The organism is Dactylosporangium vinaceum, assembly GCF_019904175.1.
Lineage (GTDB): Bacteria > Actinomycetota > Actinomycetes > Mycobacteriales > Micromonosporaceae > Dactylosporangium > Dactylosporangium vinaceum.
On sequence record NZ_CP061913.1, the window covers coordinates 6,749,770 to 6,770,865 of the forward strand.

General features: G+C 70.0%; 13 protein-coding genes. 6 read left to right on the plus strand and 7 right to left on the minus strand.

Features of this window, described 5'->3' with window-relative positions:
• Window positions 1–169 precede the first annotated feature (169 nt).
• Window positions 170–688: a hypothetical protein gene (locus Dvina_RS30440; RefSeq protein ID WP_223092758.1), complete on the plus strand. Its 519-nt coding sequence runs from the start codon at window positions 170–172 to the stop codon at window positions 686–688.
• A gap of 111 nt (window positions 689–799) precedes the next feature.
• On the opposite strand, the gene Dvina_RS30445 is transcribed toward Dvina_RS30440, so the two are convergent.
• Complete coding sequence (locus tag Dvina_RS30445) at window positions 800–976, minus strand: hypothetical protein (RefSeq protein WP_223092759.1); 177 nt, start codon at window positions 974–976, stop codon at window positions 800–802.
• Between the two features lie 282 nt (window positions 977–1,258).
• On the opposite strand from Dvina_RS30445, the gene Dvina_RS30450 reads away from it, so the two are divergent.
• The 3 genes from Dvina_RS30450 (at window position 1,259) to Dvina_RS30460 (ending at window position 3,949) form a co-directional block, all read left to right on the plus strand.
• Entirely contained in the window at window positions 1,259–1,627 is a 369-nt protein-coding gene (locus Dvina_RS30450) for a hypothetical protein (protein WP_223092760.1), read from the plus strand.
• 199 nt (window positions 1,628–1,826) lie between these two features.
• On the plus strand, window positions 1,827–3,170 hold the full coding sequence (locus Dvina_RS30455) for a hypothetical protein (RefSeq protein WP_223092761.1): 1,344 nt from the start codon (window positions 1,827–1,829) through the stop codon (window positions 3,168–3,170).
• 266 nt (window positions 3,171–3,436) lie between these two features.
• On the plus strand, window positions 3,437–3,949 hold the full coding sequence (locus Dvina_RS30460) for a hypothetical protein (protein WP_223092762.1): 513 nt from the start codon (window positions 3,437–3,439) through the stop codon (window positions 3,947–3,949).
• A 72-nt stretch (window positions 3,950–4,021) separates the two neighbouring features.
• Here Dvina_RS30460 and Dvina_RS30465 read toward each other — a convergent pair whose 3' ends face one another.
• Complete coding sequence (locus Dvina_RS30465) at window positions 4,022–6,187, minus strand: DEAD/DEAH box helicase (protein ID WP_223092763.1); 2,166 nt, start codon at window positions 6,185–6,187, stop codon at window positions 4,022–4,024.
• A gap of 78 nt (window positions 6,188–6,265) precedes the next feature.
• Here Dvina_RS30465 and Dvina_RS55335 point away from each other — a divergent pair, with 78 nt between their 5' ends.
• A complete protein-coding gene (locus Dvina_RS55335) occupies window positions 6,266–6,931 on the plus strand; it encodes an RraA family protein (protein WP_281428095.1) in 666 nt (221 codons plus the stop codon).
• A gap of 141 nt (window positions 6,932–7,072) precedes the next feature.
• On the opposite strand, the gene Dvina_RS30475 is transcribed toward Dvina_RS55335, so the two are convergent.
• The 5 genes from Dvina_RS30475 to Dvina_RS30495 all read right to left on the minus strand — a co-directional run bounded on the left by Dvina_RS30475 (window position 7,073) and on the right by Dvina_RS30495 (window position 20,442).
• The gene (locus tag Dvina_RS30475) at window positions 7,073–7,522 is read right to left on the minus strand and encodes a DMP19 family protein (protein ID WP_223092764.1); all 450 of its coding nucleotides are present in this window, start codon (window positions 7,520–7,522) and stop codon (window positions 7,073–7,075) included.
• Window positions 7,506–14,552, minus strand: a complete 7,047-nt coding sequence (locus Dvina_RS30480; protein WP_223092765.1) for a polymorphic toxin-type HINT domain-containing protein — start codon at window positions 14,550–14,552, stop codon at window positions 7,506–7,508. Before Dvina_RS30480 ends, Dvina_RS30475 begins: the two co-directional genes overlap by 17 nt.
• Complete coding sequence (locus tag Dvina_RS30485; protein WP_223092766.1) at window positions 14,498–18,271, minus strand: FG-GAP-like repeat-containing protein; 3,774 nt, start codon at window positions 18,269–18,271, stop codon at window positions 14,498–14,500. Before Dvina_RS30485 ends, Dvina_RS30480 begins: the two co-directional genes overlap by 55 nt.
• A gap of 436 nt (window positions 18,272–18,707) precedes the next feature.
• On the minus strand, window positions 18,708–19,553 hold the full coding sequence (locus Dvina_RS30490; RefSeq protein WP_223092767.1) for a hypothetical protein: 846 nt from the start codon (window positions 19,551–19,553) through the stop codon (window positions 18,708–18,710).
• Window positions 19,554–19,668: 115 nt separating this feature from the next.
• Window positions 19,669–20,442 carry a hypothetical protein gene (locus Dvina_RS30495; RefSeq protein ID WP_223092768.1) on the minus strand — a complete coding sequence of 258 codons (774 nt, stop codon included), beginning with the start codon at window positions 20,440–20,442 and terminating at the stop codon, window positions 19,669–19,671.
• A gap of 145 nt (window positions 20,443–20,587) precedes the next feature.
• On the opposite strand from Dvina_RS30495, the gene Dvina_RS30500 reads away from it, so the two are divergent.
• Window positions 20,588–20,998, plus strand: a complete 411-nt coding sequence (locus tag Dvina_RS30500) for a RidA family protein (protein WP_223092769.1) — start codon at window positions 20,588–20,590, stop codon at window positions 20,996–20,998.
• The last annotated feature ends 98 nt before the right edge of the window (window positions 20,999–21,096 follow it).

The window sequence follows — 21,096 nt, forward strand, 5'->3', positions numbered from 1 at the left end:
ACACGGGCGGTCCCGGCGCCCGGTTCAGCGAGTCGCCGGTACTGGCACGACGTGAGCAGTGGCGCGGCGCCGCTTGTCGGCTTGCTGACGGCCGCGGGTCAAACCGATCCGGGTGGCGGCGCGTGTGTACCTGCGCGCGCCACCGTCGATGCTCCGAGGGGAACCTGCCGTGAAAGCTCGCACCGCCGCACTCGTCCTCGTCGTCGCTCTGGGCGGTCTGACCGCGTGCGGGTCCGCCGCCGGCCCGCCGGCCTCGGCACCGTCCGAACCGGACCTGACCGACGGCCCCGCCGTGGTGATCCCGACGCCGAGTCCCGAGCCGGTCACCCTGACCGCAGGCAAGGCCGAGGTGGGCGGTGCCGAAGCCGACGTCGTGCGGTTCAAGGACCGGGTCGTGTATCGCTTCGAAGCCGACGAGAACAAGCCCTCGAAGGTGAACTGCACCGGTGACTGTCTCGTCATCTGGCCGCCGCTGCTCACCGACGGCACCCCGGTCAAGCTCACCGGCGTCGACGCGACCCTCGTCGGCACCGTCCGGCGCGCCGACGGTCTCGCCCAGGTCACCCTCGCCGGTTGGCCGCTGTATCTCTACAAACAGGACCAGTCACCCACCGACACGAAGGGTGAGGGCGTCGGTGGCAACTGGAGCGTCGTGCGCCCGGACGGCAAACCCGTGATCAGCAAGTAATCCTGACGCCGTGAGTCGTGCATTCGGGCGTAGTATGCGCGAGGCCTTCGGGCTGATCCCGGTACGTCCGCTCGTGGCCGCGACGCGAGCGGATGAGGACGCGCGCAGCGCTCAGCGCTCTCGGTTGATCGCCCGCTCCTTTGCCAAGTCCTCGATGAGCCAGCGCAGCGCCGATACCGCATTCGAGTAGCGAAGGTAGCGCGGGTTCTGGTTTGACTTTGGTTCGCATCGCTCACGCATGCGGCGGAGCTCATCGATCATTTGCTGGAGGCGCTGCTCGTCCGTCACGCCGCTCATCGTGGCCCGGCAGCAGCCAGCGATCAAAGCGTCAGTTCATGCTTGATGCGGGCGCTCCCGTCTCATGGATCGCCCGCGCCGCGGTGCTGGGTAGTCTCGGTCCGTGGTTGCCAAGGGCGGAGCGACGGGCGGCGCGCGAGGTGGTGGCGGCGTAGCACGAGGCCGCGTTGGGCGATCTTGTTGCCCGCGTCGGTGAGGCTGTCGACCGTTACACGCCCATAGCCGCATCGTATTGGCGTCGTGTGCACTGGTGCGCCGCTGTACCGTCGCGGCATGGACGGCTCGCCGCTTCGCATCGACCGGGCTGATCTGCGCCAGACCGATGACGAGCTCACGCTGATCCTCGGCGCCGCGGGCATCCACGTCATGCTCATCAGGCTGCGGTACGACGGATGGGTCGACGAAGTCATCAACAACGCCGGCTCCGTCGCGCACGGGCCAGCCGCCTGGACCCTCGTCGACCACGACCTTTCCCTCGAGTTCGGACCACGAACCGCGGACACGCTCGGCTTTCCGCGCGACTGCCGCCTCCACCTCGACGTCGACGCCGCCACCATCCGACGGGTCAGGGCCGCACTCCTGGAAATCCTGCAATGCGCCTGCTTCCTGGTCGACACCGTTGAGGGCCAGCTCACCGGCTGAGCACCCCCACGGACCACCCCCACAGCCGTTGCATCGGCGGCCCACCTCGCCCCTGGATCTGCCGCGATCCGCTCGTCGCTGCCTGGCATGCGCAAGGCCCGTTCGGCTTGTGGACCTGTCGCGGTAGGACGTCGGGTGGTGTGGGAAGGGGATGCAGTTACGGGGTGGGGATTCCCTGCGGTGAGAGCATCATGGATGGATGGGCGACTGGCTCGCTGCGGCGCGCGTTCGGTGGTCGGCCGGCTCTGCACCGCGCCGGCTGGTCGAGGTCATCATGCGTGACCGCAACCGCGCGGCGCGCGAACAGGCGCTGGCCACGCTCGAACGGCTCTGGACCGACCAGCCCGAACGGCGGGCCGACATCTGGTCGGAGGTCTGGTCCGGCAACGACGATCCGCCGGCCGAGATCATGAGATTCCTGCTCGCCGGCGGGCCGCGGATGGTGACCTATCTCCGCCATGACACGCTGCGGTTCTCGGGCTCCCTGCGCGACGTGCCGGCCCGCATCCTGCGGCTCGCACGACGCAATACCGACGTCGCAGCGCTGCTGGCCACCACCGGCGAGCCCCGGCTGCTGGCCGCGCTCGAGGCCGCGTTCGTCGAGGGGTTCCACCATCACGCGTCGTACAGCCGAGATATTCCGGTCCACCCGTTGTGGGAGGACGACCGCCCGACCCCGCTGCTGCGCATGCTGCTCGACAACCCGCACCTTCCCCGCCCGGCCGGCGACGACCTCGAGCTCGCGGCGCTCATGGCCCTCAAGCGACGGTACGACCTGATGATCGGCTTCGACGGCAACGACCTGGTGTTCCGGCTGCTGGAGATGCTGCGCTACGAGCCACCGGCCCCTGCGGTCGATGCGCTCCGGCTGGCTTTGCGCGCGTTCCCGCCAGGCCCGGCCCGCGACAGCGTCTGCTGGTGGGCGATGGGCCGCGACGACGAGGCAACCGCCGCCGCGGTCGAGGCCGGCTATCGCCCCGCCGAACCCGACCTGGTGCCGATCTTCCTGGTCCTGACCGGCCAATGGTCCTCGACCGACGACGACGCCGCCCTGTACGACTTCATCGTCGGCGGCGGCCTCCACGACCGGCGTGCCGGCCCGAGCCCGGTCAGTCATCTCCTCGAGCTCGCCGACGAGGACGGCCGGGCCATACCGCCCGCGGTCGTCCGCGCACTCAGAGATCTCGGCCCCGGCGATGCACGCGACGCGGTCTGCGACGCGGCGCAGTGGCAGGACGGGATCGCCCGCCGCGTCGTCGTCGAGGCCGGCTATGTGCCGTCCGACCCGCAGGTTGTGCCCGCCTTCCTGTACCTGACCCGCCAGTGGGCCCGCTACGACGCCGCCGACCCCGACGGTGCACTCCTGCGCGCGTACGCCGACACCTTGCAGTTCTCCGACTTCAAGCGCGACGAGCTGTGCGAGGCGGCCGCCGAAGCAGGCCGCCCGATGCCCTGCGACCCGCAGGAGTTCAGCACGCCGGACCGCTATCGTCCGGGCGGCACCGGCATCGCCGGCACGGGAGGCTTCACGGTGCACTCCTGACCCGCTCGACCTCGGCGCCGGGCCCGACCGGCCGCATAGTCGAGGCGAGCCGGCGCATCTGCCGCCGTCGGTGCGCAATGGCCGGTCCGCACGTCGCAGCGAGTGACCTACTAGAGCGGCGACGCCAGGACTTCGGGGATACCTGGCTCCAGGCGCACCGTGCGGGAGGCGCTGCGCTCGGCGGTGGCGGCGCCGCGGAGGCTGCGTACGGGCGGGCGGCGCACGCGAATGCCGCGCAACTTCGAAGAGTCGATATGATCCGCCGCATGCGGAAGATCATGAGCGTTCTGGGAGTGGCACTGGTGCTCGGCGCCGCCGCGTGCAGCGACGAGAGCGGCGACACCGCGACCGGTGCGCCGAGCGCCGCTGTCACGTCCGCCGCGGCGGTGGCCTCGCCGTCGCCGTCGGCCAAGCTGGTCGGCAACGGCAAGGAGATCTGCACGGCGGCCATGACGATGGTGAACACCACTGACGTCGACAGCTTCACGAAGCAGTTCGGCGCGCTCATCACGGCCCGGCAGTTGAAGAACGCCGCCGCGGAGGCGACGGCGAAGAAGGCGATCCAAGACCAGGCCGCCCGGTGGTCGCAGCAGCTCAATGAGCTCCAGGGGCGGGCCGACGATCCGGCGCTGCGGACCGCCCTCGGCACACTGGCTTCGGCTCTGACGAAGGCCTCCGCGGACGACTCGCTGGCCGGGGTCAAGACGTTCGAGGACGCCGGGCGGGTCGTCTCGCCGGTCGGCAGCGCCGTCGACGCCCTGCAGAAGGCCTGCGTCTGACGCGCCATGGCGCGGAGATACGGCTCACCGCCGCCGTCGTCCTGCTGCCGGCGGCGGTGAGCCCGTGCCGGGTCAGGTGGCCGCGCGCACGCCCGCGAGGCGCTCCTGCTCCTGCGCCACGATCATCTTTGCCAGCTGGACCTCGGAGATGTCGACCGCGCCGGGGGCGGCGTGGGCGATCGTGCTGTGGCGGACGTATGCGTCGAACAGCTGCGCCTTGGAGCCCAGCAGCTCGATCATGCGCTCGTCGACCGAGTCGGCGATGAGCAGGCGGTGGACCTGGACGCTGCGGACCTGGCCCATCCGGTGGGCGCGGGCGATCGCCTGGGCTTCGATGGACGGCTTGACCTGGGGTTCGCAGAGCAGTACCACCGACGCTGCCTGGATGTTGACGCCCACGCCGGCGGCCTCGATCTGGCAGACCAGCACCGCCGGTTTCCTGGCGGCGGTGAACTCGTCGACGATGCGCTGGCGGTCGCGGACCGGTGTCGAGCCGGTGATGGGGCCCTGGGCGGCCGGGCCGAGTGCGGCGCCGACCACGGTGAGAACGTCGCGGAAGTAGGAGAAGACGACGACCTTGCGGCCGTTGGCCATCGCCTCGCGGGCCAGCTCGAGCAGCCGGGTCAGCTTCGCCGAGTCGGCCGGGCGGCGCACGGCGAACGCGGCCCGGCGCATGGCCATGAAGTTGCCGTCGCGCACGGCGTCGCGGTAGGCCGCCCCGTCCTCGGCGCCGAACTCCTCCCACTCGTCGACCTGCACCAGCTCCGGCAGCTCGGTGAGCACGTCGGACTGGTTGCGGCGCAGGTACACGGGCGCGGCCGCGCGGCGGAACGCCTCGACGCCGATCGCGGCGTGCTCGGGGCCCATGCCGTGGGCGATCTCCGGGCGCAGGTGCTCGATGAGATTGCGGAACTCGTCGATGCGGTTCTCCATCGGCGTGCCGGTGAGGAACAGTACCCGCTCGGACGCGGCCGCGACCCGGTTGACCGCCTGGGACCGCTTGGCGCCGGGGTTCTTCACGTAGTGGGCCTCGTCGACGACGAGCAGGGCCGGTCGGGGCGGGGCGAGCTGGAGGGCGCCGATCGAGCCGAACGTGACCACGCCGACGCCGCCGGCGGCCCGCCACTTCGCCACGGCCCGGGACCGGCCGCTGCCGTGCAGGCTGACGACCGGGATCGTCGAGTGCCGGGCGATCTCGCGGGACCAGTTGATCAGGACGCTGGCCGGGCAGACGACCAGGAAGTGGGTGGCGCCGCGGGCGGCGAGGTGGGCCATCGCGGCGATCGCCTGGACCGTCTTGCCCAGCCCCATCTCGTCGCCGAGCACGACCCGCCGCTGGACGAGGGCGAACCGGGCCCCGAACGACTGGTATCCGCGCAGCCGCAGCCCCTCGCTGAGCCGGGACGTGTCCAGCTGCTGCGCGCCGACGCGTTCGACGATGTCGGCGGGCAGGAACCCTTCGCTCGCGGCGACGTCCCCGCCCAGCCCGACGACCTGGCCGAGCAGCCCGTAGTAGTCGGCCGAGTGCTGCTCGAAGTGCCGCCAGAGCGGCCGGTCCTTCGGCGTGCGCAGCCCGCGCAGCTCCCGGGCCGCCGGCCCCAGCCCGCTCGCCTCGGCCGCCTCCACGAGCGCCCGGACCCGCTGCGCCGCCTCGTCGGCCGTGGACTTGTCGCCGGCCTTCATGAACAGCCGGCGCAGCCGCCCCGCCTCGGCCGGTCCGGCGACGGGCCGCTCCCGGGCCAGCGCGGGCGCGAGCTTCCCGGCGTCGGTCTCGTGCAGGCCGGCCACGCGCCGGGCCTCGCCGAACCGGTACAGCGCCCGCAGCAGCCGGGTCAGCTCCGCGTTCGCCGGGTCGAACGCGATGCGGAACTGCAGCGAGTCGCGGGCCGCGCGTTTGAGCTGCTCCGCGGCGTGGAGGGTCTTGCGGGCGGTACCCTCGCCGACGCCCGGCACCGCGGTGAGGGCACCGGGGCCGGCCCGTAGCACGTCGGCGACGGAGTGGAACCCGTGGGCGGGCAACTCGTCGAGCTTCGCCCGCCCGTCGACCGTGTCCTTGACCGTCTCGATCGACATCTTCTCGACCGCCGCCCACACCTGCGGCTCGCTCGCCACCTCGTAGGCCGCGACGACCTCGGCCCGGGCGTCGCCGAGCACGGCGGTGACCGTCTCGGCGTCGGCCTGCGCCTGCCCGGCCCGGGCCAGCAGCGCCCGCGTCTCCCGGCGGCTCGGTGCGGTCATGGCCTCGAACTTACCGCCACCGGCCGCGCGGGGGGCCACCCCATCCTGGCGCCGGGCGCGCTTCGGTACGGTGCAGTCGTGACCGTGGACATGGATGCCGTACGCCGATTAGCCGCTGCCGTCGACACCACCGCCATCTGCGATGCGGCCCGGGATGCGCGGGTCATGTCGCCGGAGCTGCGGTGCCGGTCGGCCAATCCGGTGCTGTGCGGCCCGGCGGTGACGGTGCGCTGCCGGGACGACTTCCTGGGCGTCATCCAGGCGATCGAAACTGCGCAGGCGGGAGATGTACTGGTCGTGGACGGCGGTGGCCGCGAGACCGCCCTGGCCGGCGAGCTGTTCGCCCGGGCCGCTCTCGGCAAGGGCCTGGCCGGCATCATCGTCGACGGCGGCTACCGCGACCTGCGCTTCGTCGCCGCCTGCCCGCTGCCCGTGTACAGCCGCCACGTCAGCCCGAAGGCCGGCAGCACCATCGTCCCGGCCCAGCTCAACACCCCCGTCGTGTGCGGCGGCATGTCCGTCAGCCCCGGCGACATCCTCGTCGCCGACCACAACGGCATCATCGTCCTGGACCCCCGCACCGCCGTCGCCGCGCTCACGGCCGCCGCCGAGGTGATGAAGACCGAGGCCGCCGTCATCGAGCGCCTGGACGCCGGCGCGACCCTGGGCGAGTGCACCAACCTGGCCGAGCACGTCGACCTCCTGTCCCGCCGCGAACCCTCCCGCCTGCGCTTCACGGTGTAGTTGCAACGGTCGCAGTGGCAGTTCGCCGATCTTCACATCCAGGCCGCCGGCCGCGTGACCAGACCGGCGAGCTCCACTGCCACGACATGGCCGCTGACCTCGTCGCCCCCGCCGCCGGCGCTGCGAACGCAGCAAAGGACGTCACCGACCGCCCGCACCACGCCCGAAGTCCTCCGGCGCGGTCCGAAGCCGCTCCTCCATCGCCGCCTCGATCGCATTGTCCTCGGGCCGTCTGCCCCTGCGGTTCCAGTACTCGACGTTGAGGCTTTCCGCGCGCGCGTAGTTCTCATGATCGGCTGCGAGGGCACGCATCAACTCGGCCAGATCCGCCAAGCCGAAGTAGTCACAGGCCGTAGCCACCCTCGTCATCCGTTCAGCCGGATGCCAGCGCAGAGCCTCGCTCAGTCCACTGGCCATGACCCGATCGTCGAACCAGCGAATGTAGGCGAGGTGGCGCATCGCAGGGGGCTCAGCGTCGGCAACATGTTCGCCCTCGCCATACATTCGCATATACAGGTCGCCGCTGTCGTTCCAGACCTGCTCGCCCATGTCACTGAACAAGGTGCCCCGATCGTCATGCCGGAAGTCCACGCCCTTCCTCCAGGGCATTGACAATGTACAACCCAAAGCTGCGTTGCTGTTCATACGTCCACCCTTGCCGGGCGATCCAGACCCGCAGCGGCATTTTGTTCGTGTAGCTGTGGCTCGAGCTGTAGTACTTACCTTTTGCGGTGTTCAGATCCTTGTTCATGATGATGAGATTGTCGGGGTGGTTGACGATGCGGGAATCGAAACCGCTCATCCATGGGTCGATCTGTGACTGCTCGACGACGTGCTCCCAGCTCGCATCGGCCCCGCCCCAGGCCGACGCTGGCCCGAGGGCCTTCTGCGCATCGTCCCAAGTCGACCAGCCGAGCAACGGGTTCGGGCAGTTGTGGACCAGGACGGGCGCCGTACCGGCCAGCACGTAGTACGTGTGCAGGGCGCCGACGGTGAGGTCACGCATCTGGCGGCTGGCGGTGAAGACGACGACCTCGAGCACGGTCTGTGCCGAGCCGTCCGCCGCATGCAGGCGGTCGGTCGGGCGAAGGTCGGCGGCGTCGGTCCACTGGTTGCGGGACTCGTTCCAGAACGGGTGGTGCTGCGTCGTATGGAGGACCGAAGCCCCATCGGCACCGAGAACTGTGACGTCGGCCAGGTCCTCGTCCTGGTTGATGTGCAGCGCCGTGACGGGCTCCGTGGTGTCGGCGCCGGTCAGCGGGTCGGTGGACTTGACCTCGTCGCCGACGTCAACGTCCTTGATCTGCTTGGTGGTTGAGTCGGCCAACAGGACCGGCGTGTCAGGCGCGAAGCTGTGCAGGCAGCCACCTCCGGCCGCCAGCATCCGCTCGCCGGCGGCTTCGGCGGCGTGCGCTCCGGCGCCTCCGCCCGGGATGAAGCCGAGTGCGTCGAACCCCATGCCGAGGGCGAAGCCGCCCGCGGCCATCCAGCCGTCCTTGTACGCGCCCGAGTTGACGAACTCGTAGGTACGGTCGGCCATCGAGATGGCGGACATGGTGCCGTTGGTGACCGCGCACAGCACCGGGTTGAAGCAAGAGGCGATGCTCAGGATGGTGCCGCCGGCCTCGACCCAGCCCTTGTTGCCGTTCCACCACCAGCCTGGATGGTTCCAGCCGCACTTGACGTCGAAGAAGCCGCAGGACGGCGGGGGCGGGGGCGGTGGCGGCGCGGTGGGACAGCGCACCTTCGGCTTGTGGCTGTTCACGACGCGCTCGGGATGCGGCGTCGTAGTGGTGCCCTTGAAGATGGGGCCGAGGTTGACCCACTCCACCTCGACCCACACGAAGCCCCACACGTTGGGCATGAGGATGTTCTGGTTGGTGCAGTTACCGCTGGACAGACAGACATAATGCAGCTCGAGCTTGACCCGGAAGAGGTATTTGCCGTCGCTGCGCGTCTCGTACTTGACGTCCGATCCGGCGTGGCCGCCGTCGTCGCGGGTCAGGCCGGACGGGTCGCTGCTGGACACCGGGTTGTAGTTGGCGTACCCGTAGCTGTTGAAGGCCTGCGGGTCGCCACTGTTGAAGACCGGGTCGGCGGATATGAACCGGCCCAGATCCGCGTCGTACGGGCGGGCACCGACCTGGGTCAGGCCGGTCGGGTCAGTGATACCGCCGACGAAGCCGCGGGTCGTCGGCCAGGCCGCAACGGCGCCGCGGACGTTGCCGAACGGGTTGGTCCGGCGTTGGGTCTTCGTCAGGTCCGACGCCTTGAATACCAGGTCGCCGGTGCCATGCTGATCGGCAATGGTCCAGGCGAGGCCGCCGGCGGTCGTGCGAACGGCGCTGCCGCCGTAGAACCGGGTCGTGGTGACCTGATTCGTCGGGGACAGGTGGACCTCCTGCCCGCCCAGGTACAACGTGGTGCCGGTGGAGTCGCGGGCGATGAGCCGGCTGCCGGACGCGTCGTACACGTAGCTCGACGAGCCGGCCGTGTCGGTGACCGAGCTGAGCTGACCCTCCGCGTCCCAGGTCAGGCCCTGCGCGGGCCGGCCGGCGACCGCGCGGGTCGTGGTGTTGCCGGCGTCGTCGTAGTTGTAGGTGTTGGTTGCCATGACGGTGCCGGCCGGGTTCTTCACCACGACCTTGTCCAGCGTGTGCGGCTGGCCGTCGGTGGGCAGGACGTACGTCGAGGTAGCCGTCGTGTCGCCGGCGGCGGTGCGGTCCTTCTGGGTCGCCCGGTTGCCGGCCTGGTCGTAGGTCCACGACTGCCAGTACGGGCTCGGCCCGCCCAGTGCCGACCACTGCACGTTCGCCGGGTCGGCGCCGCAGTCGCCATTCGTCGGCGTCCACGCGTTCGTCAGGTGCTGCAGATAGTCGTACCGGAAACACTGGTTGTCGTCCGGGCCGGCGCTGTACTGCGCCGTCAGGTCCTTCAACATGGTGATCCGCCCCGAGTTGTCGTAACTCGGATACAGGTCTTGATAGACCTTCGAGGTGTCGTCGTTGTCGTAGACACCGTGCTCCACCAGCCGGCCCGTGCCCGGCTCGTAGGCCCACACCTGAGCCAGGTTCCTGCTGCCGCCGTCGTTGTACACGGTGGCGGTCATCCGCCCCGCCCAGTCGTACGCCGTGGCCTTGATGTAGGTGTTCAGGCCGGCCAGTGTCGTGGGATTGCCGAGGGTATCGTACCCGTACGTCAGCGTCTCGGCCGGCTGTGAACCCGTACCGATGCCACCGATCGCCGGCAGCTTCGCCGTCGCGACGCTGCCGTCCGGGTTGTAGCTCGTCTCGGTCGTATAGGTGCCGGCCAGCGGCGTACCTTCGGCCGCGGGGATGACGATCGCCGATTTCGTCGGCCAGTAGGTGCCGGCCTGAAACTCGGTGACCTTTGTCGAGTACTGCCGCCCGTCCGGCGTGTAGCGGGTCGCCGTCGACAACTGGCCCTTGAGTACCAGGTCGTAGTCGTTGTGCACCAGGAGCGCACCCGTCGCGGCGTCGCCCTGGTACAGGTCGGTGACGCGCCCGAGTTCGTCGTAGACGCTGGTGCGGGTCATCCGGCGGCCGTCCGTGACGGTCAACTGCTGGTCCGCGTCGTCGTACGTGAAGTCGGTCGTGCCGCGGTCCGGGTCCTTCGTCTGCAGCGTCCGGCCACGCACGTCGAACGCGAACGACCACTCGGTGCCGGCCGAGTCGGTGATCTTCTCGGTGTTACCGCGCTTGTTGTACGTGTACCTCGTCGCGTCGTACGCGCCGGTCGGCGTGGCGCCGCGGTACTGCCGCAGCTCTGTCGTCTGGCCCGTGGCGTTCATCCACACCGAGCTGGGCGTACCGCCGGCGGGCGGGGTGGTATCGGTGTGGTCACCACCGAACGTGGTCTTCGTCCGCCATTTCTCGACGCCGTTGACCTGGAAGATGACGTCCGTGGCCCGGGCGGCGTTGTCGTAATTCGTCAGCGTCCGGCCCGGGGTCGGGCTGGACGGGATGAAGAGGCTGCCCCACGAGACGCCCGCCTGGAAGTAGGTGCTGTTGGCCTGGACGGCCAGACCCCGTGAGTCGTAGATCGTGTCGGTGAGCACCACGCCGCCACCGACCGCCGGGGACTGGGTCTGCCGGGCGCGCATCAGCCCGTCGTAGATCTGGTACGAGGTCACGTAGCCCGTGCCGGCGGTGTTCAGCACCGAGGTGGACACCGACGTGGGCAGCGGCGGGTTGGACTGGAAACCGTCGACGACATAGCCGTACGTCGCCGACGCCGTCTGCCCGGCCGCCTTATCGCGGCCCGGCCTCCACACGGCGGTCGCCCGGCCCAGCGGGTCGTACGTCGCGTCAGTGCGCCGGCCGTTCGGATCCACCTGCGACGTGATGTTGCCGTACGCCGGGTTGAACGTCGTGACGGTGTCCCACAGCTTCGGGTTCTTCACCGACATCGACGTGACCTGCGAGCCCGACGGCGGTGTGTACTCCGTCTTTGTCTCTCGGTTCAGGGCGTCCTTCGACGTCTTCACCCGGCCGTAGTCGTCGAACGTCGCCTCGGTCTTCTTGATGTATACCGGCGCGCCGGCGTCGATGCTGCCGACCTGCTCGGTCAGGGTGACGTCGCCCTTCGACACCGTCTTGTCGAAGGTGGTGGCGGAGTCGTACCAGGTCCGAACGTCCGAGATCAGGTCGGTGGCGAGGTTCGGGGTGGCCGAGCAGGTGCCCGCGATCACCTGCTGTTGCGCCACGGCGTTGAGGATCTTCCCGCTCGGATCGGTCGCGTACGTCGTCAGCGTGCACCGGTCGTCGGCGGTCGTGCTGACGTCGTTGGACATTCCGGTCTTCACGATCCGGCCGATCTTGTCCGGCAGGCCGACCTCGGCGTCGAAGATGTTCGTCTTGCTCGAAGTCATCCAGCCCCGGCCGCCGTCCAGAGCAAGCTTCGTGGTCGAGGACTTCTCGCTCGCCACGTACGCCCTGGTCGTCACGCCGAGGCGGGTCCGGGTGACAGTCGGCCCGAATTCCCAGGGCGTCGACAGCGTCTTGGACAGCACCGGCGCCGTGTCCCCGACGCCATTGAAGCTGATGGTCTCCCGGACCTGGCCGTTGCGCCAGTCCTCGTCGTTGACCGCCGCCCCGCCGAAGTCGGCGTCGACCGGCATCTGCACGCTGCGGGTGCCGGTGCTGGTCCTGTCGCCGTGCATACCCCGGAAGAAGACGGTGTCCGTTTGGATCTGCGCCGTGTCGGCCGCGCCGACAATCTTTCGGACCTTCTGATATCCGCGCCACTGGCCCCAGGTCTTGTGCGCGGCCGGGATCAACTCGTTGTCGTCGTAGTGCCAGGCCGGCGCGCCGATGTACTGGTACGTCTCCTGCATGCCCACCTTGGACGGCCGCGAACCGGTGAAGTCGGAGACGACCACACCCTTCACGACGTATTTGTGGAACCAGTCGAACGTGGCGGTCGTAGTGCCGTATGGCGTCCAGTAGACCGGATAGCACAGCTTGGTATTGTTGTCGGCGGAGGCGGGCATATTCGAGTTGAGGACACACTCCGGATCGGAGTAGGTGACCGCGATCTTGCTGCCGAACTCCGTCTCGATCGACGAGATCCGCATCCGCATGATGGGGTTCTTCGTCAACGCCGTATCGACCCGGTTCGACATGGACACCGCGGTGAACTTCACGTCCGGCGTCGGCTGCGACTGACCCGCCGGGAGGCCTTCGAGGCCCTCGTGCCCGATCGCGTCCAGCCACAGCAGCTTGGCCCGGCCGTCACCCGGCGGCTTCATCGACGTCTTCAGCGTCCACCGCTGCACGTTGCGGTAGTCCGTACCGGTACCCGCCCAGATCTGGGTGGTGATCGCCGAGAGCTTCCTCGTCGTGAAGAACGCCGGGGTGTACTTGTCCGGACACGACGACGCCGAGTCGCACTGCTGGTCCCACGGAACGTCGGGCCAGTTCGACGGGTTGCTCTGAGCGCACGCCGAGCCAGCCGTCTCACACCGGTCGGCGGTGTCGAAGACGACCCGGGCCGGGGCGAAACCCGCACTGTAGATACTGTCGACGCCGTTGTCCTTGCGCGTGCCGTAGTCGATGTGCCAGACGTGGCCGGCGCGGGTGTAGGTCGACACGGCCGTGGACGTGACGTTGCGGCCGTAGTGGTTGAGCTCTTGCTTGTACCAGTACGACATCGTGTTGCCATGCGGGTCCTCGACGTAGTCGAGATTCCACGTCGCCGCCTGGTCGCACCAGGCGTTGGCGAACGTCGCGTCGTAGCACGGCTCGCCGCTGTTGTTGCCGAACACCGGCACGGTGAACACCGACGCGGTCTCGCCCTTGTTGGCGCTCCAGCCGGGCAGCCGGTTCAGGCCGAACCAGTACGCCCAGCCGTCGGTGGTGGTGACCTTCCAGTGCTCGCCGTTGTGGGCGCCGTTCGTCGCGCCGGTCAGCCGCTCGACCTTCGTGCCGTCATCGGCCCGCAGCTTCCACACGTCCGGGCTGGTCGACACCTGCAGGAGTTCGCCCGAGTGCCCCGGCAGCGTGAGCGCGGCATTGTCGGTGCCCCAGCACTCATCGCCGATGCCCGTCTTGCCGTCGTCGGTGCACGCCTTGTAGCTGCGGTTGATCATGCCAGGGGCGTAGTCGAAACCCTCACCAACCCACGACGGCTGGTTGTTCGTCGCCGCCGTCAGGCCGTCCATCGCGCCGGACGAGTACCCCAGCCCGACGTACGGTGCCGGACCGGCGATCGGCGGCGGCGATTCGATCGGGTAGCTGTAGGTGAAGTCGCCGCTCTCGCCGCCCGCGGACCACGAACTGGTCGCGGCCAGCGCAGACGCGCCGAAGTCACCGCCGCCGTCGGAGGCCTGGGTGCCGGCGGTCAGCGCCACCGTGGCGCCGGATATGGGGACCAACGCCGAGACCGACCGGGCCGACGTGTCGTTGGCCGTGCTCAGGTCGGTCGCCTGGCAGGCATTCGCGTCGGGAGTGGACAGTGCGCACTCCGGCAGCGACACCAGCCGCAGCCGGCTCGACCAGTCGCCGCCATAGGCATTGCGGAAGCCGCTGTAGTCCAGGGACAGGCGGACCGAGCCGCCCGTCTTTGCGATGCCGTCCACCTGCGACACCCGCACGATCACCGGGTGGTCCTTCGAGGTGTCGTGGGGCAGGATCTCGACCCGCAGCTTCGGGGCGGTGCCGGCCTGCTGGAGCCCGGCCGCCGCCTTGCCGCTGACCGACATCGCGGTCAGCCGCACGGGCGTGTTCGGTACCGCCACCGCCGTGCGCGTGTCCCGGTCGACCGTCGCCGACAGGTCGCCGGCGGTCGCCAGCGTCACCTCCGAGCGCACCGCCGCCGGCCAGTGCGCCTCGGGCGGCGCGACGGCGTTGCCCAGGGAACGGCCGGTCGAGACCGGCATGGAGTTGCCGTACGAGCCCGGTACCGAGGCGATGGGGTCCGGGGTCTTGATGCGCTTCGGCGGGCCGGCGAAGGCGGAGGCCTGGGCGCCGACCGTCGCCAGGAGGACGACGGGCAGCGTGAACGCGAGCGCGCGGCGGATGCGCCGGCCGGAGTACTTTAGCCCGCTCATGCGACGGGCCGCAGTGTGAACTTCTGGGCCGTGCCGAAGTTGCACGTCCACTGCCACACGGCCGTGCCGTCGGCGGTGCCGCCGTTGTTGAGGTCGACGCACATGCCGTCATACAGCATGGTGATGGAGACGAGGGGGTTCGTCCCGGGCAGGCCGCCTGACATCAGATGCACGTTGAGTTTCTGCCATTCCTGTCCGCAGGTGTACTGCACGATGGGCGGATTGTTGCCGAGGGCGCCGTTGAGCGTGCCGAGGCATTTGCCGGTCACGTGGGCCGGCTCGACCCACATCTGGCCGCCGTCCCTCAGGTGCAGCGTGAACTGCCCCGCCAGGTTCGTCGCGCTGCACGGCTGCAGCTGCAGCTGCGCGCCGTCCGACGTGGAGTTGCCCGGGATCGTCAGGCACTTGCCGGAGATGTCACTGACCAGCTGATACCTGCGATTCGGGTCGTCCGGCGGCAGCGAGCCGGCGTTGACCGGGCCGACCGCGCCGTTCCAGACCGGCACCGGGGCGTTGAAGAAGGCGCTGGAGCCTGTGGTGAACATGGCGTTGGCCAGCAGCGTCCAGGCCCGCTGCTGGAACGCGCCGCAGCAGTTGTGCACCAGGGCGACGTCGGAATGCCCGTCGGCGTTGAAGTCACCGGCGACCGGCGTGGACAGACCGAAGTCCCACGTGTTGGCGCCGCCCGACGTCCACCACTGGGTCCAGCCGGTGTAGCGCGGGCTGCCCAGGCCGGAGAGGAAGACCCGCAGCTCGACGTTCTTGTTCTGGTTGTCGTAGAGCGCGCCGATGTCGTCGCGGCCGTCGCCGTTGATGTCACCGATGAAGTACTTGGCCCGGGAGGCGAACCAGCCGTTGCTGAAGCTCTCCCACTGCTGGGTGCCGGCGCCGAGAGTGCGGCCCGAGCCGGAGGACTCGTGGGAGTAGATGGTCGTCCAGTTGCCGCCGAAGTCGTACAGTTCCATGACGTCGTCGTCGCCGTCACCGTCCATGTCGGCGGCGAGCAGCGTGGCCTTCGTCAGGTCGGACGGGACGGTCCGCCAGTTCGACACGGCCTCGAACGAGGGGGCGCCCGGCACGGCGTTGGAGCGGAAGACCCGCATCTCCCAGCTGGTCGCCGATAGCCAGTAGCCCGCCAGCACATCGGTCTTGTGGTCGCCGTCGAAGTCACCGGCGACGAGCTTGACCTTGGTCAGGTCGGCCATGCTCCAGCCGGTGAGGGTGAGCGACCAGCCGTTCGCGGTGGTCAGCTGGTTGCCGTCGGAGCGCTGGATGCCGAGGATGGCGTTGCTGCCGCTCCTGTACAGGGTGGCCACGTCCGTGAGGCCGTCGCCGTCGAAGTCGCCCTGCGCGAACTCGGTCTCCGCGGTGTTGTACACGCGGGCGTTGCCCTGCGGCGCGATCGGCGGGGCGAGCAGCACCGCGGTCGAGTTCGAGTCGGCCGCAGTCATGTTGGAGTTGAGCCGGAACAATGCGGTCTGGTTGGTGCCGACGGTCGCCGGGAATGTGACATCGGCCCGCCCGTCGCCTGTCGCGTCGCCGGTCACGGAGGTCGTGACGCCGCCGCCCGCACCGGGCCGGAAGACCCGGCTGATCGGCGAGCCGGCCGTGCCGTCGGCCTTCACCGCCGCCACCGTGACCGAGTTGGAGGTGATGAACGGCAGCGCGGTCACCGCCGCCACCGCGGTGCCGTCGGGCCGCGCCGGAATCCAGATCGTCAGCTCGGCATTGCTGTCGGCCCAGACGCCGTACCGGTACCCCGTCACCCGGCCTGCATCGCCTGCGGCCGGCGTGAAGGTCACGGCGCCGGTCTGCCCGACCTTCGTCGGCGACGGCGGCGGTGGGATCACGCTGTTCCCGTCGCGCAGGATGATGTCCGTGCTCGTCAGCGCAGGTATGCCGAGCGCCGTGTTGTCCGGCATGAAGTAGCACCACGGGCTGAAGTCGCCGGATCTCGGCGTGTTGTCGGGGTTCGGCACGGTGTCGGTGCCCTTGACCCGCCACTTGAGCACCTGGCCCTCCAGGGTCGAGAATGCGGCCCCCGGGATCGTCGTCTGGAAGTTGCTGCCGGAGTCCTGGAATCCGGAGTTGGCGGGCGTGTAGCCCGCGAGCTGTGACGACACCTCCCAGATGGCCGACACGTGATCCCCCGCGGGAGCGTCGGCGTCGGTGAGCACGGCGTTGAGCGTCAGCCCGTCGGACGTCTTGATCCGGGCCGCCGTGCCCTCGGTCTGCCCGCAGGACACCTGACCGTCCGAGCCCATGCGCAGGTTCGCCAGCGACGGGGCGTCGGGCACGTGGTCGTACTGCACGTGCAGCACCGCCGTCGAGGAGTCGAACCGGTGCCAGGCCAGGTTCGAGCCCTCGTTGGAGCTGCGCAGCTCGACGGAGATATCGCCCGCACCGGCGATCCCGGCGACCATGCCCGTCGTGTTGAGCGACACCGTCGCGCTGTTGCCGCAGCTGGACCCGCCGCCGACCCGGTTGTTCGCCGGCGAGCTGGCGATGTTGGACAGGTAGGCGGCCGGCTGGTTGTTCCAGTTCACGTTGGAGCCGAACCCGTCGGTGAACAGCAGGTCAGCGTTCGAGTTGGGACTGCAGGTCCAGGCCCACTTCTGCAGGATCTCGAAGTTGGCGCTGAGCACCGTGCCAGGGTTGGCCGGCATCTCCATCCGGAACAGCGACCGCACCAGATACGTCGTGCTGTTGCAGGTGTTACCGCTGTAGTTGTCGCAGGTGCGGCCCGCGCCGGCGTCGCCGAACGTGCCGCCGTCGGACATGAACGTCGTCTTCCAGAACGTCGAGCCCTTCAGGTCCGACCGGTCCGCGATGACCGCCCAGGCGCCGCTGGCCTTGTTGCCGGTGAACATGGGGTCGACGTAGACCGGGTACTGCGTCGCCGGGTCGGCCAGGAAGCCCGCGTCCGGCGTGATCTGCAGGTCGCCGCCAGAGAGCTTCTGTTGCATCGGCTTGAGCTTGCGCGACGTGGCCCCGGTCGCGACACCGGCGCCGCGCATCTGCGACTGCTCGCTGACCGCCGCCGCGCCGGAGGAGTCCCACATCAGCGCCCGCGGCGACCGGAACACCGTCGCGCCGCCCGCGTCCAGGGCCTCGACGCCGCCGTCGCCGGCCGGATGCAGCGACACGCCGGTCGTGGTCAGCTTGAACCCGAGCTCCGTCAGCGCGGGGTGCTTCGCGGCGGCCGCCGACTTCACGACGAGCACCTCGGAGAACCCGTCGGCGAGCGCCGTCACCTTCAGGTCGACGCCGGGCAGGACCTCGGCGTAGGTCGCGGTGTCCCCGCTCAGCACCGGCCTCGGTAGCGGGTGCCCGGGCCAGGCCATCGCCACCTGCCGCCCGGCGTCGGTCAGCGTGGCCAGCGGGGCGTCACCGCCGCCGGACAACCGCACCGGCAGCACCGTCGCGCCCGGCACGACATCGTCGCTGTCGAAGTGCAGCCTGGTGTCGACATCGGTCCACGACCCGTCGCCCCGCTTCGCCCACCGCGCGGCCGGGAACGTCTCCACGGCCGCCGTGCCGTCCGCGTTGGCCAGGATCCGCGACGACGATGTCCGATGGTCGAGGACCTCGACCGGCCCGCCGCAGGCCTTGGCCGCCTTGAGCGCGTTCGCTTTGTCGGGCTTGGCCGCCGGACAGGCGACCTGGGCGGAAGCCGGGCTGTTTCCAACGATCAGCAATCCGGCCACAAGCAACGCGGCGGAAAGCATTGAGGCCCGCATGCGCGGGCGGGAACGCAGGACGACCGGCACGCCGACTCCCCGAGATCGAGAACGATGGCTCGGAATGTATCGATCAAATGATCCGTTCACAACGTGATCCACTTCGTCGCGTTTCGCCATCCTCACGGTCCGTGTCGGGGGCCCAGGTGACTCACAGGCTTTACCCAGCAATGATCACGAACCGCAACTGGCCGCCGAGCTTGAGATTGCGCGACGATTCACGAAAAGTTATTGCGATCGGTCATGCGACCATCCAGGAGCAGGTCCGTCCATTTCGGACAAACACTCGCGCGGCACATGCACTCGTCAACGGCCAGCGGTCTGCGGAAGTGTGGGGCCAGCGCCACCTCGCGCTGACATACAAGCAGAAGAGCCGGGTGCCGAGGCCGCTTCGCTCCCGCCTCGGGCAGGGGGCTCGCGCCCCCGCACCGCCGGATGCACGGTCACCGAGCCCAGGATCTCCAGATCACCAGCCGCCCTCGAAGAAGGCGAGCAGCGCGGGTGCCGGGTCGGCGGCGACGCCGGTGTTGCCGTAGGCGAGGAGGGCGAAGGCCACCGCGGTCAGGGCGGCCAGGGTGCCGAACACGGCGTGGACGCGGCGGGCGCGGCGGGCCGGGCGGGCCGGGCGGGCGAAGTGGCGCCACTGGGACCAGCTCAGGGCGGCGAAGGCCACGGCCGTCAGGGCGCCGAGGACGGCCATCACCGCGTGGTACCAGCCGAAGTCGTCGATCAGGTGCTGCACCGGTGGGGAGGCCGCCGCGCCGGTGGTGACGGTGGCGTGGAGTTGGGCGCGTACGCCGGTCAGGGTGCCGGCTGGGGCGTGGTCGAGGAAGGTGGCCAGCGACGACAGCGGCGACAGGGTGCACTGGATGTTGGCCATCACCAGCATGATCGCGACGAGGGTCAGGGCGGCCGTGAGCGTGCCGGCGGTCGCTGTGGCCGTGCGTCGGCCCAGGGGTTGGTCGGCGGCGGCCAGGAAGGCTCGCCACAGGCGGACGGTGAGGGTGGCGAGGACTATTGCGAGTACCACTGCGAAGGCGGTTTTGAAGATGTGGAAACGGACCCAGTAGTCGACCAGGCGCTCCAGGTCGGGCGTGAGACCGGCCTCGCCGGACGACCAATAGCCGGTGAACGCGGTGCCGGCGGCGTCGGTCAGGGCGGGCTCGTCGGCGTAGCCGCCGTCGGGGCCCAGCGCGGCCAGCGGGGGCGGGGCCAGGAGGAAGGCGGTGCTGAGGATCGCGGTCAGCGCGGCGAACGCGGCGAGCATCCGGGCTGACAGGTTGGCGGGGCGTGGCGCGGCGAACGTGGACATGGTGGCTCCCCGTCGAGCGGTGGTCGGGATCGCCCCGGAGCGTAACCAGGATCGTGCGCGCGGTTCGCGGCAATTGGCGTTCGTCACGTCGGGCAACCCGCCTCCGGCGACCCGTTCAGCAGTGGCAGTGCAGCCGCACGACGATGTGGTCCGGCGGGAGATCGTCGAGGTACGCGGTGCAGCGGCGGGCGTACGCGGTGTCGGCGTCCTCGTCGGCCTGACGCTCGCCGAACGGGCCGGGCCGCTCGCGGGTGAGCCACCGGCCGTCCACGGTCAGCAGGGCGTAGGTGCTCACGGCCCAGGCGGCCGCGGCGGCGAACGCCGGCTCGGGGTCGCGGGTGTAGTGGGTGATCGGGTCGGTGTTCGGGCCCAGCACCCACAGTGCGAGGTTCGGGTACCGCGGCCAGAGTCGCTGATGGTTGAGCGTGGCGATGAGCGGCTGGGCGTGGTGGTCGGCGATGGCCGTCTCGCGCGGGTACCCGTCCGGGTCGGCCTCGTGGCGGGCCAGGAACGCGGTCAACGGCCGAGCCGGCGGGTGGTCGGCGACGAGGCGCTCGAAGTCGCGCTGCTCGGCCTCCCACCTGGCCCGCGCCTGCTCGACGGCCCGCCGCCGGGTCGCCTCGAAGTCCAGGAGCCCGCGCGGTCCGCCGGCGCAGCGCAGCGGTTTTCGGTCGCCGTCACCGTGGACGAGGCGCGGATCGCCGTCGTACCCGGGGCGGACCGTGAAGCAGTGCTCCCCGGCGCTGATGCGCCACCAGTCCCACTCGCCGGCCTCGTTCCAGTCGTCGCCGAGATTGATGTCGAACGGTGCCATCGCGGCGGCCAGGGCGGCGGGGAGTTCGCCGGGCGGGCACGGCTCGAGGCATACGTTGACCGAGAACTTCGACATGTCTGTCCCCCTGTGTTGCCGCGGCGCGGCTGAGCCGGCGGTCGCCGATCGTAATGGTGCGGGCGGCGGTCGGGCGCGGTAAATATGCGCGGCCTGCGGGTCTCGGCCTGCGGGTCTCGGCCTGCGCGTCTGCGACGATGCGTGGATGAGTGGGTCTGAAGCCGTCGAGCTGGTCCGGGTGCCGCAGCTGAGCGACCGGGCGCCGTACGCGTACGCCGCCGTGGCATCCGATGTCCGGCGCCTGGTGTTCACGGCCGGTGCCTGTCCGCTCGACGAGCATGGCGCTACTGTCGCGGCCGGCGATGTGGCCGGGCAGGCCGAGCGGGTCATGGCGAACCTGCGCGCGGCGCTGGCCGCGGCGGGTGCCGGGCTGGGCGACGTGGTCAAGACGACCGTGTACGTGGCCAGCCACGACCGTGACGATCTGGTCACGGCGTGGGAGGTGGTGAGCCGCCACTTCGGGGCGCATGACGTGCCGAGCACGCTGCTCGGCGTCGCCGTCCTGGGCTACCGCGACCAGCTCGTCGAGGTGGAGGCGATTGCGGCTCTGCGCTGATCCGGTCGGCGCCGGGCCGGGCCGGGGCTGGTCGCAGATGTGGGCCCGAGATCGAGGCGGCGCCGGGACTGTAAGCGCTCTGCTGCTGAGCTACGCCC

Excerpts from the sequence above, each read along its gene's own strand:
- Dvina_RS30450 (WP_223092760.1), top strand. The coding sequence starts at position 1,259 with ATGGACGGCTCGCCGCTTCGCATCGACCGGGCTGATCTGCGCCAGACC.
- Dvina_RS30490 (WP_223092767.1), bottom strand. The coding sequence starts at position 19,553 with ATGTCCACGTTCGCCGCGCCACGCCCCGCCAACCTGTCAGCCCGGATG.
- Dvina_RS30465 (WP_223092763.1), bottom strand. The coding sequence starts at position 6,187 with ATGACCGCACCGAGCCGCCGGGAGACGCGGGCGCTGCTGGCCCGGGCC.
- Dvina_RS30460 (WP_223092762.1), top strand. The coding sequence starts at position 3,437 with ATGCGGAAGATCATGAGCGTTCTGGGAGTGGCACTGGTGCTCGGCGCC.
- Dvina_RS30500 (WP_223092769.1), top strand. The coding sequence starts at position 20,588 with ATGAGTGGGTCTGAAGCCGTCGAGCTGGTCCGGGTGCCGCAGCTGAGC.
- Dvina_RS30455 (WP_223092761.1), top strand. The coding sequence starts at position 1,827 with ATGGGCGACTGGCTCGCTGCGGCGCGCGTTCGGTGGTCGGCCGGCTCT.
- Dvina_RS30495 (WP_223092768.1), bottom strand. The coding sequence starts at position 20,442 with ATGTCGAAGTTCTCGGTCAACGTATGCCTCGAGCCGTGCCCGCCCGGC.